Annotated in this window: 13 protein-coding genes and 1 riboswitch; of the genes, 7 read left to right on the top strand and 6 right to left on the bottom strand. The window is 39.1% G+C overall.

Features of this window, described 5'->3' with window-relative positions:
- The first annotated feature begins 105 nt into the window (after positions 1 to 105).
- A complete protein-coding gene (locus I6F54_RS05275; RefSeq protein ID WP_197140111.1) occupies positions 106 to 1,971 on the top strand; it encodes a TonB-dependent receptor plug domain-containing protein in 1,866 nt (621 codons plus the stop codon).
- Positions 1,972 to 2,079: 108 nt separating this feature from the next.
- Here the strand turns inward: I6F54_RS05275 and I6F54_RS05270 are convergent, their stop codons facing one another.
- Both I6F54_RS05270 and I6F54_RS05265 read right to left on the bottom strand, forming a co-directional pair.
- Positions 2,080 to 2,550 carry a hypothetical protein gene (locus I6F54_RS05270; RefSeq protein ID WP_165728254.1) on the bottom strand — a complete coding sequence of 157 codons (471 nt, stop codon included), beginning with the start codon at positions 2,548 to 2,550 and terminating at the stop codon, positions 2,080 to 2,082.
- 204 nt (positions 2,551 to 2,754) lie between these two features.
- Positions 2,755 to 3,018, bottom strand: a complete 264-nt coding sequence (locus I6F54_RS05265) for a YkgJ family cysteine cluster protein (RefSeq protein ID WP_007581895.1) — start codon at positions 3,016 to 3,018, stop codon at positions 2,755 to 2,757.
- A 169-nt stretch (positions 3,019 to 3,187) separates the two neighbouring features.
- Between I6F54_RS05265 and I6F54_RS05260 the strand changes: the two genes are divergently transcribed.
- The 5 genes from I6F54_RS05260 to I6F54_RS05240 all read left to right on the top strand — a co-directional run bounded on the left by I6F54_RS05260 (position 3,188) and on the right by I6F54_RS05240 (position 9,826).
- Positions 3,188 to 4,366 carry an efflux RND transporter periplasmic adaptor subunit gene (locus I6F54_RS05260; RefSeq protein ID WP_197140109.1) on the top strand — a complete coding sequence of 393 codons (1,179 nt, stop codon included), beginning with the start codon at positions 3,188 to 3,190 and terminating at the stop codon, positions 4,364 to 4,366.
- Positions 4,367 to 4,368: 2 nt separating this feature from the next.
- On the top strand, positions 4,369 to 7,518 hold the full coding sequence (locus I6F54_RS05255; protein ID WP_197140107.1) for an efflux RND transporter permease subunit: 3,150 nt from the start codon (positions 4,369 to 4,371) through the stop codon (positions 7,516 to 7,518).
- A gap of 143 nt (positions 7,519 to 7,661) precedes the next feature.
- Complete coding sequence (locus tag I6F54_RS05250) at positions 7,662 to 7,835, top strand: hypothetical protein (RefSeq protein WP_158001028.1); 174 nt, start codon at positions 7,662 to 7,664, stop codon at positions 7,833 to 7,835.
- Between the two features lie 37 nt (positions 7,836 to 7,872).
- The gene (locus I6F54_RS05245; protein ID WP_197140105.1) at positions 7,873 to 8,829 is read left to right on the top strand and encodes an alpha/beta hydrolase; all 957 of its coding nucleotides are present in this window, start codon (positions 7,873 to 7,875) and stop codon (positions 8,827 to 8,829) included.
- Positions 8,830 to 8,935: 106 nt separating this feature from the next.
- Positions 8,936 to 9,826 carry a dienelactone hydrolase family protein gene (locus I6F54_RS05240; protein WP_197140103.1) on the top strand — a complete coding sequence of 297 codons (891 nt, stop codon included), beginning with the start codon at positions 8,936 to 8,938 and terminating at the stop codon, positions 9,824 to 9,826.
- A 73-nt stretch (positions 9,827 to 9,899) separates the two neighbouring features.
- Here I6F54_RS05240 and rhlP read toward each other — a convergent pair whose 3' ends face one another.
- The gene (gene rhlP, locus I6F54_RS05235) at positions 9,900 to 10,724 is read right to left on the bottom strand and encodes a rhombotarget lipoprotein (protein WP_197140101.1); all 825 of its coding nucleotides are present in this window, start codon (positions 10,722 to 10,724) and stop codon (positions 9,900 to 9,902) included.
- Between the two features lie 84 nt (positions 10,725 to 10,808).
- Entirely contained in the window at positions 10,809 to 11,744 is a 936-nt protein-coding gene (locus I6F54_RS05230) for a LysR family transcriptional regulator (RefSeq protein ID WP_165728249.1), read from the bottom strand.
- A 175-nt stretch (positions 11,745 to 11,919) separates the two neighbouring features.
- On the opposite strand from I6F54_RS05230, the gene I6F54_RS05225 reads away from it, so the two are divergent.
- Positions 11,920 to 12,573 (top strand): nitroreductase family protein, encoded by a 654-nt coding sequence (locus I6F54_RS05225; RefSeq protein ID WP_197140099.1) that lies wholly within the window; start codon positions 11,920 to 11,922, stop codon positions 12,571 to 12,573.
- A 79-nt stretch (positions 12,574 to 12,652) separates the two neighbouring features.
- Here the strand turns inward: I6F54_RS05225 and ribB are convergent, their stop codons facing one another.
- Positions 12,653 to 13,306: a 3,4-dihydroxy-2-butanone-4-phosphate synthase gene (ribB, locus tag I6F54_RS05220; protein ID WP_197140340.1), complete on the bottom strand. Its 654-nt coding sequence runs from the start codon at positions 13,304 to 13,306 to the stop codon at positions 12,653 to 12,655.
- Between the two features lie 247 nt (positions 13,307 to 13,553).
- Positions 13,554 to 13,720: riboswitch (FMN riboswitch) on the bottom strand.
- A gap of 80 nt (positions 13,721 to 13,800) precedes the next feature.
- Positions 13,801 to 14,859, bottom strand: coding sequence for a S66 family peptidase (locus tag I6F54_RS05215; RefSeq protein WP_197103248.1), 1,059 nt, complete (start codon positions 14,857 to 14,859; stop codon positions 13,801 to 13,803).
- Positions 14,860 to 14,980: the final 121 nt, after the last annotated feature.

Raw genomic sequence — 14,980 nt, 5'->3', positions numbered from 1 at the left:
CGCCAAAATCGCAGTTGTTTAATTGAATTATTTTATCACGCCTTAAAAGTGTGTTCTGAATTTAATTGTTACCGTAATTGCATATAAAAAAATGAGACACACAACATGAAATGGTCACCGCACTTTATACTCCCAGCACTGCTATGCAGCGCGAGCAGTTTTGCCTACGGCGAAGCTGTAACTGATAAAACTGAAACATTACCGGCAATCGAAAAAATAACGGTTGAGGCATCGCCCACTGCAAACACATTACCTGTAGGTACATTTGACTCTCCAGTATCTAATTTAGAGTATGACCCACGTGTTGATTTGCAATCACGTAATATGGCTGAAGCGCAAGCCGATGTAACTATACGTGGTGGTATTTTTGAAAATACCGGCTTTAGGGTTGGCAGTGCTACTTTACTTGACCCACAATCTGGCCATTACTTTGCTGAAATTCCTATTGCACCGCAAATGCTTACCGGCCCTTATATTTTAACAGGCGCAGACAATGCGCTTAATGGTGCTAATAGCTCTGTAGGCACTGTATCATTTGGCTGGAAACCAATTAGCACGGGCGGCAGTGTATCGGTAGGTACTGGCACAAACGATTTTAACTTACAAAGCTTACATGCAGGTGTAAGTATGCCCCTTGAAGGCGCAAAGGATTGGAAGCTTGGTTTTGAAGGCGAGATTTCTCACTCACAAAGCGATGGCACAATTGATAACGGCGATCACGACTTTACGCGTGCATCGGGTCGCGTTCAATTAGCTGGCGCTGATTCTCAAACAGATTTGTTTTTTGGCTCACAAGATAAGTTTTTTGGTTGGCCAAATTTGTACACTCCATTTGGCGTTAACGAAACAGAAGAGCTAGAAACCCGCTTATTAATGCTAAACCATAAGCAAAGTTATGCGCAGGATAGTAACTTTGAAGTGTCGGCTTATTACCGCACACACGACGATCATTATATTTACTCTCGCGAAAATCCAAGCGCTTTTGAAGCGTTTCACAAAAGTGAAGTTAAGTCGTTAGCGCTATCGGGGCATCATGCTCAAAGCGATGTATTTGCTATAAATTATTCAGCACAGTTTATTGACGACTCAATTGAATCTACCACGCTTGAAAACAACTTTACCTCACGTAAGTATTATAAATTAAGCGTATTGCCTGAATACAAAATGGCGCTTGAGGATAATAAACAACTTACATTTCGTTTAGGTGCTGCGTTTGACGATACAAACAGAGACGACTCTGAACTGTCACTTATTGGTGATATAACGCTTAATACACAAAACAGCAAAGGTTTTGAGCGCACGTTTTATTTATCGTACGCAGAGGCAAGCCAAGTGGCAGGCTATACCGCCATTGGCGGAAGTGATTCAGGCGGGTTATTTAGAAGTAATTACACCCTTGAGCGCGAAACGACTAAAAGCCTAGAGCTGGGTTTATTAGTTGATGAGCAAACTTGGCAACTTAATTCGGCTATTTTTTATCGCAAAGATGACAACTTAACCGATTGGACGTTTAATTTTGATTCAAGCTCTGCGCGCTTTGCAAACCCTGTAGATATAAATACGACGGGCATTGAGTTCTTAGCAACTAAACACTTTGAAACAACCGAAATTGTAGCGAGTTACACCTACCTTCATAAATCAGAAAATTACGGTGCGGCAGATATTGATGCTAGTTTTTACGCATTAAACTTTCCTGATCACCGCCTAACACTCGGCGCAGTTTGGAATCCTACTGATATATTGCAGTTTAGAATAGATAACGAGTGGCGCAAACAGCACGAAAATGCGCTGCGCGGTAGTGACGACGATGCTTTATTTACTCATTTAACGTTAAAAATTACGCCGCCAATGCTAAAAAACTTATTTATTACTTTAGCAGCAGATAACTTATGGGGTGAATCGTTTGAAGAGATACCTGGTACACCAGGGCGAGGTGAGCAATATACGTTAAGCGCAACGTATAGTTGGTAGAATTGAGCTATCACATTCAAAGACCTGCTTATTTAAAACAGGTCTTTGAATAAATATTTAGCAAAAAATAAACGGCATACTAAATATTAAGAGCTTTGATTACTCAGCTTATATTGAACCAGAACGACATTGTCTTTTTCTTAGTTCATTATCAATTTGTAAAGGGCGACTAAGCTCATCTGTAAGAACCTGCGAAACAACCGTACCGGTTTCAACTTCTTGTATCCAGATTGATATTTTATCCCCTTCCCTTTTTCTATTTAGCATGTAGCTTTTATCAGAATCTAAATTAACGTTAAAATTAACAAAAGCTTCTTTTTGACTATTTAAAACATCAGGGTTTGAAACACTCGCCTTTACCCATAAATCATGCTCACCACTGATATACTGCTTTGGTTCAGCCCATTGTGTAGGTTTTTTGTTAAAGCACATCAAGTGGACATATTCTAGATCTACTCCCTGCTCTCTTTTAAAGTTTTCGAGTCTAAAATGGTCTTCTTTAATATCGGTTTTAATGGGTAAGTTTGAACAACCTAATAAAGTCACACCTAATGTAAATGCTGTAATTAAATTTTTCATTTTTCTTTCCTTTTAAAAATTAAGATTGAACGAAATCACCTATAAATGAGATTTATAAAAAGTATCTTACAATTTCCTATATTAGCAACAAAATTAAATATGTCTAATATTTCGCCATTAAATAAATTAACGACTGCTTTTAATAACCTTGTGAAGATTTTTATTAATAATATATTGTAAATAGATGTGTATTAAAAACGAGGATTAAGTTAGCTCTTCAAGCTCTGTAATAAGTGCTAAAGCTTGTGCATTTGTTGACCCGCACACATCAAGCGTGGCGCTAAAATCACTGCATACTTTAGGTCGGCTTGAATCACCAAATAACTTACATAAATTACGTTCGTCCAGCTGAATACAGCGCTCTCCGGCCTTTTTACCATTTGGCATACCTGGAATAGGCGAACTAATACTTGGCGCGATACAACATGCGCCGCAGCCTAGCCTGCAACTCATCGATTCGGTTTTCATAATATCCTCTGAATAAAACACACTTACTTTAATCCCTTTTTAGGAACGTAATTAGCCGCATGTTGAGTTGTAATGTACATATGTAATGCTTTGTTACATCTTAAAACGCCTTGTAAACACTTTATTGCGTATTATTGCTCTGTCACCACCAATTATGAAGGAATGCCTTGTGGCTACTACAAAACAAATAATACTCCCAATTGCTGTTTTAGCAGGCGGTATTGCTTTAGCTTTCGCCTTTATGGCAATGAAAAAACCACCCGAAGAAAAGCCAGAGCAAGATTTACGCCCTTTAGTTGCAACACAAAGCATACTTTTAGATTCTATAACGCTCGATGTTAAATCGTACGGCATTGTTAAACCAAAGGACCGTACCGAGCTGATAGCACAAGTTAGTGGGCAAGTTATTTCAGTATCAGATCAATTTGTTGAAGGCGCGTTTGTAAAGCAAGGCGATATTTTAGCACGAATTGATGCAAATGATTACGAGGCAGACTTTATTGAAGCGCAAGCAGGTTTAGCACAAGCAAGCTCAGCACTTGAAATAGAACGCGCACAAGCACATGTAGCAAAAGCTGAATGGGAGCGTATTAAATCGGACTCAAGCGAAGCTATTGCCTCAGAACTTTATTTACGTAAACCACAACTGGCCGAAAAACTAGCGCGTTACCGCTCTGCTCAAGCAAGTGTTAAACGTGCTAGCCGCAATCTTGAACGTACTTATATTAAAGCCCCATACGATGCCATTATTAATGAACGCACAATTAGCTTGGGTTCAGTAGTAAACCCAGGTAATAGTTTTGGTGCATTGAGTGCAACCTCAGTTGCAGAGGTACGTTTACCCGTTGCCGACCAAGAACTGCAATATTTAAAAAATGGCGGCGTAGGCTCAAATGTTACATTTAACGCAGAATACGCGGGTAAGCAAACAATGTGGCAAGCCAAAGTAATTCGCACCGAAGGTGTGGTTGATCAAACAAGCCGCATGAGCTATTTGGTAGCACAACTGGCAACACCTTACGGCGATAAAACGCGCCCTCTTCGTTTTGGTTCGTACATTAATGCTACCATTGAAGGTCGCCCGCTTGATAACGCAATTATTGTTGCGCACCACTTAGTTAAAGATAATAAAATTGTAATTTTAAATGACGATTTAACATTATCGTTTAAAACTCTCAATATTATACGCGAACAAAACGGTATGATTATAGCCAGCCAAGGCTTAAAAAACGGCGAGCAAATTATTACCTCAGCGCTTGAGTATCCAACTGAAGGTATGGCAGTAAAAATTGAAGATATTGCGCCTAATAAAACTGACATTACTCAACTTGCGCTGAAAGAGGAATAGCCATGAACACTCGTGAAACAGGGTTAATAGCATGGTTTGCCCGCAATCCCGTTGCTGCCAACCTGCTAATGATATTTATATTAGTGGGCGGTCTTTTAATGGCGATGACCATTCGCAAACAAATGTTCCCACAATTTGAAAGCAACTGGATAAGCGTACAAGCAGTTTATCCTGGGGCTGCCCCGCAAGAGGTTGAAGAAGGAATTACGATTAAAGTTGAAGAAAACCTTGAAGGTCTTGAAGGCATTAAACGCCTAATTACCTACTCTAATCGTGGTTTTTCACAAGCGTGGATTGAAATAGAAGAACAATACAATCCACAAGAAGTACTTGATGAAATTAAAGTACAAGTTGATTCAATAAACACCTTTCCTGCGGGAATGGAGCGCCCTGTTGTTCGCCGCGATAAGTTTGAGCAAGAGGTAATGATACTCGCGCTTTATGGCGACATGAGTAACTACCAGTTAAAAGAGCTTGGCAACGATATAAAAGATGAGTTACAAGCGCTGCCTCACGTTAACCTGGTTAATTTTAACGGCGGTTTAGAGTACGAAATTGGTATAGAAGTAAGCCCAGATAAACTGCGCGAATATGGCTTAACATTTAGAGATATTGCAGGTGCGGTGCAAAATTTTTCGGCAAATATGTCGGCGGGGCAAATACGATCTGAAAACGGTTATATTTCGATGCGTGTTGAAAAACAAGCCTACCGTGGTTTTGAGTTTGAAAAACTCCCCCTTATTACCCTTGCTGATGGCGCACAAATTTATTTAGGCGATGTAGCAACCATTAACGACGGCTTTGAAGAAGGCCTACAGTATTCTAAATATAATGGTAAAAACTCACTCTCGTTTGAAGTTAATGCATCAAAAGATCAAGATATTACCGATGTAGCAAAAGTCCTTAAAAGCTACATGGCGGCTAAAGAGCCACTTTTACCTGCAGGTGTTAAGCTATCTCCTATTGTTGATTTAACTTACTACCTTGAAGGTCGACTCGATATGATGGTCGATAACATGATTTGGGGTGGCTTGTTAGTAATGATAGTGCTGGCACTATTTTTACCACTACGCTTAGCATTTTGGGTAATGATGGGTTTACCGGTGTCTTTTCTTGGCGCCTTTTTGTTTATGCCCATTGGCTTTTTAGACGTAACAATTAATTTAGCCTCTCTTTTTGCCTTTATACTTGTGCTCGGAATTGTTGTTGATGACGCCATTGTTGTGGGCGAGTCAGCCAGTGCCGAAATAGAAAAATACGGCCACACACTTGATAACGTAGTACGCGGTGTAAAACGTGTTGCGATGCCAGCAACCTTTGGTGTACTAACAACTATTGCGGCATTTTTACCACAAACACTCGCAACTGGCCCTGGCGCTGCTTTTTCTAAGGCAATTGGTGGCGTTATTATTTTATGTTTGATTTTTTCACTCATTGAATCAAAACTAATTTTACCTGCGCATATTGCAGCAATGAATCCGCGTAAACCAAATCCTAAAAATCCATTACATCGCTTACGTATGGTAATTGATAGTGGTTTAAAAGGCTTTGTGAATAACTACTACCTTCCTTTTGTTAGCCGCTGTATTCACTACCGCTATACCGTAATTGTTGGCTTTATGTGTTTGCTTATTGTAAGCGCAGGTATGTTTGCAGGTGGTTTAGTTAAGTTTGTACCAAACCCTAAAATACCGCACGACTTTCCGCGTATTGATATAGAGATGAACCTTGCCTCATCTGAGCAAGCAACGCTTGAAACCGCACGTAAAATAGAAAGCGTGTTGTTAAAGGTCGATCAGCAATTACAAGAGCAATACGGTAAACCGATGATCCGCGATTTATCGGTAAGCCTGCGCGGACGAACTGAAGCAAATATTATGGCCATTTTGGTAGAGCCTGATTTACGCCCTATCGACACCTTTGCCCTAAGTGCATTATGGCGTGAGCAAATGCCCGCCCTACCAGGCATTAAAACCATGACCATTCAAGACAGTATAATGAATGGCGGTCGAGATGATGGCGACGTTAGCTTTAAACTTGAAGGCAAAAATGCTGACGAACTAAAAGAAGTGGCTGGTAAATTAAAAGCCAAATTACAAACAATGGAAGGCGTTGGCGACGTAAACGATTCAATGCAAAGCGCTACCGACGAAGTGCAACTTGATTTAAAACCACTCGCTTACAGCATGGGTTTAACGCTTGCTGATGTCGCATCGCAAGTTAGCTTTAGTTACTACGGCTTAGAAGCGCAGCGAATATTGCGTGAAGGCGAAGAAATTAAAGTTATGATCCGCTATCCAGAAGACGAACGTAACTCAATTAGTGACATAGCAAGTGTGCGTATTATCACGCCTACTGGCGCTGAAGTACCGCTAAGTGAAGTAGCCGAAGTTAAGCTGGTTGACGGTGTAAACCGTATTCGCCGCGAAAACTCTAAACGTACTGTAAACGTATGGGCTGCGGTAAATACCGACCAAGCCGAACCATTTGCAATTGCAGAAGAAATTCGTGATGAATACTTACCAACATTACTTAAAAGCTACCCTGGCGTTACAAGTGATGTAGCTGGGCGCATTCAAGAAGAGATGGATAGCGCTTCAGAACAGCTTCGTGACTTTGGTATATCAATGATGATTATATTTGCTTTATTAGCGATTCCACTTCGCTCTTACTCGCAGCCACTTATTATAATGTCGGTTATTCCGTTTGGTGTAGTGGGCGCTATGTTTGGCCATATGATTTTAGGTATGACCATGAGTAGCTTATCGATGTTTGGCATTATTGCTGTAGCGGGTGTGGTCGTAAATGATTCCCTCGTTATGGTTGATTTTGTAAACAAAGCCCGCGCTGAAGGTGTTTCGATTAAGGATGCTGTAATGCAAGCCGGTGCTCGTCGCTTTAGAGCAATATTACTCACCTCAATCACTACCTTTATTGGTGTAATGCCAATTATTTTTGAAACGAGTTTACAAGCTAAAATTGTTATCCCGATGGCTGTATCACTTGCTTTTGGTGTGTTATTTGCCACAGTAATTACACTGATACTTATACCGTGCCAGTATGTTGCACTAGAAGATGCTAAACGATTAGTACGTAAAATGCGTGGCAAGCCACCACTATTAGATGCCCAACCAGCGCCTACTAATAGCTAAATTAAGTAACATCCCAACCAAAAAAGCTCGGCATACTATATGCCGAGCTTTTTATTTTTATCTTAAAAATGATATTCACCTATTTGCCAAGTCTTTATCTTACTGATATTTTGACTCTATAAATATAACCCTCAAAAGGAATAATGATGGGCACACTTCAACTTATTTTATTTATCGTATTTGCTGTACTAACCACAATTGGCTACAAAAAGAATAACCGCAACTTAATGCTATTAGGCGCCGTTGCAATATCGTTTGCGTTTGTAGGGCTCGACTTTTTAATCGGCGTAGATGAAGGGATATCAGGCATTAATTAATCAATAAAAATTTTAGCTGAAAATTAAAGGGACTTTAATGCGCTTATACATACTGATTATTTCTTTAGTTATTTTTTTAAGTGGTTGCCAGAGCTATATTGCTTATCAAATAACTAAGCCTCCGGGGAAAGTTCTCCCTAAAGAATTTGAGAGCTCTATCGCTTTATCTGGAGCACAAACCCATTACTGTAGCAGCGAAATAGATTGTCTTGATTTTAGGGTTATTTCACCTAAGGATATTGATAATTATCTACTAAGTGGCAATACGTTAACATTAACTTTAATTAGTAGAGGAAGCACTGAAGACGATACTTTTGAATATCAACTCAATGCTGATAACTTACCGAGTAAGTCAAACGATGGGCTTTTAATTATTTTTCCGGGATATGGCGTAAATAGTTTGGTTTATACCATGCAAGCCCGATGGCTTAGCCATATCACTGGAAAGAATGTAATAGTGATGCCTGCAAGTAATCAATACGATGAATTTAAGTATGGCTTAAACTCCCTTGATTTATTAGTAAAATATATAAATGAACACCAATACACCGACATTTCATTGCTTAGTTACTCAATGGGTGCAGTTGCAAGCATCGACCTCACAACCAAACTCAATATTAATAAGCATATACTTTTTGCTCCAATGATTAATTTTGAAGCCGCACTAAGAACAATTGCTAAGTTATCATACCCTGTTTATAGCAAACTGTTAGGTGATGATTATATAAACGAAGTCGCGGCTAAGGTAATTGAAAAAAGTAAAGTACCTCTTAATAAACTCGACATATTAAGTAATCTAAATAAGACCCCTCATGCAAGGCAAACTTACATCTTTTCAAGTAATGCAGACAAAGTGAGTCCATATAATAGGTTGCTTACTCTTAATAATCCAAAAGTGAGCATTTATGAGGTAAAAGATTTAAATCACCTTGAAATGGTTTCTTTAATATCCACACAACAAAGAAATGTGCTCCTTGCCTTGCTTGATGGATAACTTTGGCAACAGTCCTAATAATTGAAAGAAATATTGCTCGTTTTTCATTTCGAATACGTTATGGTATTTAAATAATAAATAAACATAATAAAATTAAGGAGCAGCCATGAATACCTCACAATCAAATCACATCCCGCAAGAAGCCTTTGATTGGTATGACGAATACGCACACGGTTTAATGGACCGCCGTACGTTTATGAAAAAACTCGGTGGTTTAGCTGCACTTGGTTTTTCGATGGCTGTACTTACATCAGCGCTATTACCTAATTACGCGTTTGCTGAGCAAGTCTCGTTTAATGATGACGATATTACGGCAACGTACGAAGAATTCGATTCGCCAGACGGATATGGTAAAGGCAAAGGTTACTTAGTAACCCCTAAAAATATAGAAGGTAAGCTCCCTGTTGTGCTAGTGGTACACGAAAACCGTGGATTAAACCCGTACGTAAAAGATGTAGCAAGGCGCTTAGCTAAAGTCGGCTTTATTGCGTTTGCACCCGATGCGTTGTTTCCACTAGGTGGCTATCCTGGTAACGACGATGAGGGTCGTGCTATGCAAAAAACAATGGATCGCGCTAAAATTCAAAACGATTTTGTTGCCGCTGCACATTTTTTAAAATCGCATGCTAACAGTAACGGTAAATTAGGCGCTGTTGGTTTTTGCTTTGGTGGCTACATTGTTAATTACTTAGCCGCAGTAGATAGCAACTTACTCAGCGCCGGCGTGCCTTTTTACGGCACTCCAGCCAGCGAAAGTTTACGTAAAAATATTAAAGCACCATTAATGATTCAATTGGGCGAGCTAGATAAACGTGTAAACGCGTCTTGGCCACAGTACGAGCAAGACTTAAAAGCCAATAACGTTGAATACACTATGCATATGTATAAAGGGGCAAATCATGGTTTTCATAACGACTCTACAGGTCGTTATGATAAAGACAATGCTGAGCTTGCATGGCAGCGTACTATTGAGTTTTTTGATAAAAAGTTAAGCTAAGTTAGCGAATAAAAAATAATGCCACCTGCTCAAAGTAGGTGGCATTATTAAAAAGTGCTTAGTTATTTTTGCTTTAAACTTTTTTGCTACGCATAACTAATAACGACAACAAAACGAGCAAATAAATACTCAAAGAGCCACCGCTGCTAGAGCCATCTTTATTTTCGACTTTTGCTATTTTCTCTTCTTTAACACGTGTTTTAAACCTTGCTAGCTCTGCATCTAAATTAGCGGTCATATCTGTAACAGCGAGATTAAAACCTTCTGCCGACTTTTCAGATAACGTTTCATCAATACCTATTGCGGTTGTTCTTTTTTCAAGCTTGCTTATACCAGGCGCTCTAAACAGCATTTTTCTACTTTTAATGTCAAAAACGGCCGTATCAACAAAGGTTTGAATTGTATTTTCATTCCCCGGAATAACGTACATACCCACTATCGTCCAATAAAGTAAGGCGGCATTATTTTCATAAGATTGTGTAACTTGATCATAAGAAACCAGTGCCATTACATCTACATCGTAAAGCCTCCCGACTTGCTCGAGTGTTGCAAAACCTTCACCACCCTTTAAATAGGTGCTTGGTATAACTTCAATGCGGTCAATATAATCATATTGTAAAAATGACTTTTTTACTTTTTCGAGCAGTTCGACTTGGTTTTGGGTCTCTAACCCGTCTGGCTGCCAGTTTTTAGAAGGTACAAATGCAATTCCGACGGTAACAGGGAGTTTTAAAACAGGTATTTCAGGTTTATAGGTAGAGCGGCTTTGTTGATCAGGATATAAGAAGTCCATTAAGCTACTAGATTGCGTATTTTTACCTGTATTGTTACTCACAAACGAACTACAAGAAGCAAGTAAGACCGCCATCAAAATGATTATATATTTATTAAATTTCATATTTATTCCTTTTTATTTTTAATTTAATTCAGTTACACGCCAAAGCATATCTAAGGCCTAGGGAAGTAAATAATCTTTCCTTAATTAGCTCAGTACGCTTTTATCAATAATTCCTTTATTTACCAACTGCTGCAGAATAGCTTGGGATTTTGCTCTGCATGCATCACGTAGTAAACGTACCGCAGGCGTTATTGACTGCCTACTTGGGCAAATAAGCCATAATTCGCCATTAGTGTGTTGATAACCTGGCAAAGCAGTAACCACCCTATCATTGAGTAAATCATCGGCTATATCGAGTGCTGACTTTACTGCTAAGCCTTTACCCGCAACACACCATCGCCTCACTAGGTCACCATCGTTAGACGCGCGCCGACCATCCATTTTAACTTTATATTTTGTCTCGCCATCGGTGAATTCCCACGTGTTATTTATAATATCTTGCAGTTGATAAAATAAGCCTTGGTGATTAGCTAAGTCGTCTGGATGTTCAGGAGAGCCATTTTGTAATAAATATTCTTGAGTTGCACATAATAAGCGCGGTACGTTGCAAATTTTAAAACCGTAAACGCTAGCGTCACTTGGCGAGCCATAACGAAGTGCTATATCAACTGAATCACGATAAAAATCAATATTACTGTCACTTATATGCGCTCGGAGGCTTAACTTAGGATAATTATCCATCAGCTCATCAATCCATGGGATAACTAAATTTCGCCCCAAATCGGATGAAAGAGCAACACGTAATTCGCCTTCAATTTCGTCATGCTCACCTTTAAGGTTATACTTAGCTTGCTCAAGTATTGCTAAAGCTTGTTCGCACTGAGGTATATAGCGCTCCCCAGCAGCTGATAATCTTAAATGACGTGTAGTACGTACAAACAGTTCACTGCCCAGTGCTAACTCAACACGCTTAATTACCGCGCTCGCAGTTGCTGTGCGCATATCTAACTTAGCAGCAGCAAGCGTAATACTTCTAAATTCAGCTACTTTTAGAATAAGTTTTAAATCTTCTATGTTCATATTATCTATATATATTTGATAATGTTTCAATGATTATGATGTTTATTAAATGCAAAGCAAGCGCTATTATCAAATCCGTAAAATATTCTTATTTAAAACTGATTGGTCACTATTGAATTATTTAAATTCAAACCAATTAATAACAACTCGCTCAATTTATTTATTTGGAAAAATAATGACTCACCCAATTATTAGTGATTTAGAAAAACGCTACACAACTAAACGTTACACAACTAAGCGTATTCCTCAAGATGACCTAGACGTAGTATATGAAGCTATGCGTCTTTCTCCTTCATCAATTAACTCGCAGCCTTGGAAGTTTGTTGTAATTGAATCTGATGAAGCAAAAGAACGTATGCATACTACCTTTGCTAATAAGTTTCAATTTAATCAGCCTCATATTAAAACAGCGTCGCACGTTATTTTATTTGCTTACAACCCTAAATATACACGTGACGATTACGCACAAGTAATTGATGCAGACATTAAAAACGGTCGTACTAAAGCAGAAAATCGCGAACAATCATTCGGTGCTTTCGCGTTTGTTGATATGAATACCGATGAGCAAGGCAATAACGCAACGTGGACTAAAGCGCAAACTTACATAGCGCTGGGTAACACTATGCATGCAGCTGCACGCTTAGGTGTTGACTCTACTCCAATGGAAGGCGTAGATGCCGAGCTGATTGGCGAAGTTTTTGAAAAAGAACTTGATGGTTACGTATGCGACGTGGCATTAGTACTTGGCTATCACGATAGCGCTGAGGATTATAATGCTAAATTACCTAAATCTCGCTTAGCAAAAGAGCAAGTTATTCAGGTTTTATAAGTAATACGTTATAAACTTAAATGATAACAATATTAAAAAACCACTTATTTAAATAAGTGGTTTTTTGCTTTAAAGCAGTTTAACTTACTTGAAGCTGCGCAGCCTGAATGTATTGCACTAAATCTTCAATAGAAACCACAGTCATATTATGTTTATTAGCATAATCACTCACCTCAGGTAAGCGCGCCATTGAACCATCTGGATTTGTTAGTTCGCAAATTACGCCAAATGGTTTTAAGCCGGCAAGCTGCATTAAATCAACGGATGCTTCGGTATGACCACGACGAACTAATACTCCGCCCGTTTGTGCTTTTAAACCAAATACATGCCCAGGGCGCGATAAATCACTTGGTTTAGCGTTATCGCCTGTCGCTGCTTTTATAGTAGTTACTCTATCAGCAGCAGACACGCCTGTTGTAACGCCATGCTTAGCTTCAATAGTGACTGTATAAGCGGTGTTATTTTGACTGGTGTTGTGGGTTACCATTTGCGGTAAGTCGAGCTGTTTAATGCGCTCCTCCCCCATGCATAAGCAAACAATACCGCTGCCTTCGCGGATCATTTCGGCCATTTGATAAGTCGTTAAATGCTCAGCTGAAAATACAAAGTCGCCTTCATTTTCACGGTTTTCATCATCAACAACAAGTACGCCTTGCCCTTGCTGTAGTGCAGCAATTGCGCTTTGTACGCGGATATGGCTTTCGCCGAATTGAGTAAGTAGAGACTGAATCATCATTATATTCCAAATAAAAAAATAATAGATTCAGGACTGTGAAAGGATCAGTAATATATCGCTTTAAATTTAAAACGATCACTACCAAAATAGCTTAAATAAAATAACAAAAAGCACGCAGCAAAAAGCAGCGCACACTGTTATACCAACGGCATTAAATTAGTAACCTATTATAGCGCTAAAAAATAGCTCACTTAACGCGATACAATGATCGTGTCTTTAATAAAATTGGTATTAGTATAATAAGCCATATTCTCTTTCATCCGGACTGTAACCGTCGGCTCTGGCATCTCACCAGATCTGCTTGACCTTTACTTAACCTAGGTTAAATAAAGCGCTCGCGGGCTCGTCTAAGTTATAAATAACATTAGACATACCGCCGGTGGGGAATTTCGCCCCGCCCTGAGAATGTACTTTTATAGCTAAAGCGCTATAAAAGCGGGCTTATTATACCCTTTAACTTAATTACTTATCAAAGGTAAGTGAATAAACTTCTAACAAAGCTCGGTATTTAATGAGGCTTTGACTACTTTACCTTCATTTATGTCAGCGGTGATTGTACAAGTAGCGCCGTTTACTAAATTTAAGTTAGGTGGAGCATGACCAATATCGGCATCAATAATCACAGGAAATAAACACCCACCTAGTGCAACATCAAGCGCGTGACGGTAATCAAAAGAAGCATCTTGACCTTGAGTGATCACGCTGCGACCAATAATAATACCGTTTATATCGTCAAATATACCTGCTAATTTTAATGAAAGTAAAAACCGTGCAACGGTTGTTGGCGTCAACTCTGAGTTTTCTAGGTATAAAATAAGCCCTTCGGGTGCACTGTGTTTTTTAAATTCATGTAGTGCCAAAAATGGAGAGTCGAGTAATAAGCCGACTGTATCTAAACAGCCACCAAATAAGCGACCCGACATTTCAATAGTGCGTGCATCAAAGTAATTTAAACACTGCCACTGAGTAACTTCTGTGTGTTCAAACAATGCATTTGGGTTTTGTACGTAATCAGGTCTATTTTTTTGATAATGCGATGATGGGGCTTGCTCAAATTTGCTACCTGCTTCATAACTTAGTGTTTCAAATATTTGCAGGCAATAAGGACTTTTTTCGTCAGGATGTAACTGCATAAGATTAGCGCTGTGTAGTGTTGCCCATTGGCATTTTGCCGTGAGTGCGCATGCAATGGTGCTTACATCAGAGAACCCAACTAACCATTTAGGCTTTGCTTCTTTAATTGCATTAAAATCAAGTAGGGGCAGTATTTCCATTGCAAGCTCGCCACCAAATGGAGGCATAATTGCATCTATCTCATCATCTAATAAAAAACCCATTAACTGCTGAGCATGCGCTTTAGCGTTAAGCTGTCCATGCGGTTTGCTTTGACGTAAAAACTCTCCTTCAACAACATCATACCCTCGATGTTTTAATCCATTAATAACAATGTCTAACCGTGCATGGTACTTTTCTTTAAGGCCTGATGAAAGTGAACAAATTGCTATTTTTGATCCTACTTTTAAAGGCGCTGGGTAAAGTATATTAGGCATATATTTTCCTTTTTAGAGAATACGTTAATACCAATTACATTAAATCAGCGAGTTATTTGATGCGCTAAATGCTCATGTTTTTAGTAAATTGATATAAGTACCTACTATACCAACATAGACC

Origin of the sequence: Pseudoalteromonas sp. SWXJZ10B, assembly GCF_015864475.1 — a bacterium.
Lineage (GTDB): Bacteria > Pseudomonadota > Gammaproteobacteria > Enterobacterales > Alteromonadaceae > Pseudoalteromonas > Pseudoalteromonas arctica.
This window is presented reverse-complemented; position numbering and strand designations above follow the sequence as displayed.

What these genes read in the sequence shown, in the direction of transcription:
- I6F54_RS05275 (WP_197140111.1), top strand. Translation starts at nt 106, where the DNA reads ATGAAATGGTCACCGCACTTTATACTCCCAGCACTGCTATGCAGCGCG.
- I6F54_RS05270 (WP_165728254.1), bottom strand. Translation starts at nt 2,550, where the DNA reads ATGAAAAATTTAATTACAGCATTTACATTAGGTGTGACTTTATTAGGT.
- I6F54_RS05265 (WP_007581895.1), bottom strand. Translation starts at nt 3,018, where the DNA reads ATGAAAACCGAATCGATGAGTTGCAGGCTAGGCTGCGGCGCATGTTGT.
- I6F54_RS05255 (WP_197140107.1), top strand. Translation starts at nt 4,369, where the DNA reads ATGAACACTCGTGAAACAGGGTTAATAGCATGGTTTGCCCGCAATCCC.
- I6F54_RS05250 (WP_158001028.1), top strand. Translation starts at nt 7,662, where the DNA reads ATGATGGGCACACTTCAACTTATTTTATTTATCGTATTTGCTGTACTA.
- I6F54_RS05245 (WP_197140105.1), top strand. Translation starts at nt 7,873, where the DNA reads ATGCGCTTATACATACTGATTATTTCTTTAGTTATTTTTTTAAGTGGT.
- I6F54_RS05240 (WP_197140103.1), top strand. Translation starts at nt 8,936, where the DNA reads ATGAATACCTCACAATCAAATCACATCCCGCAAGAAGCCTTTGATTGG.
- rhlP (WP_197140101.1), bottom strand. Translation starts at nt 10,724, where the DNA reads ATGAAATTTAATAAATATATAATCATTTTGATGGCGGTCTTACTTGCT.
- I6F54_RS05230 (WP_165728249.1), bottom strand. Translation starts at nt 11,744, where the DNA reads ATGAACATAGAAGATTTAAAACTTATTCTAAAAGTAGCTGAATTTAGA.
- I6F54_RS05225 (WP_197140099.1), top strand. Translation starts at nt 11,920, where the DNA reads ATGACTCACCCAATTATTAGTGATTTAGAAAAACGCTACACAACTAAA.
- ribB (WP_197140340.1), bottom strand. Translation starts at nt 13,306, where the DNA reads ATGATTCAGTCTCTACTTACTCAATTCGGCGAAAGCCATATCCGCGTA.
- I6F54_RS05215 (WP_197103248.1), bottom strand. Translation starts at nt 14,859, where the DNA reads ATGCCTAATATACTTTACCCAGCGCCTTTAAAAGTAGGATCAAAAATA.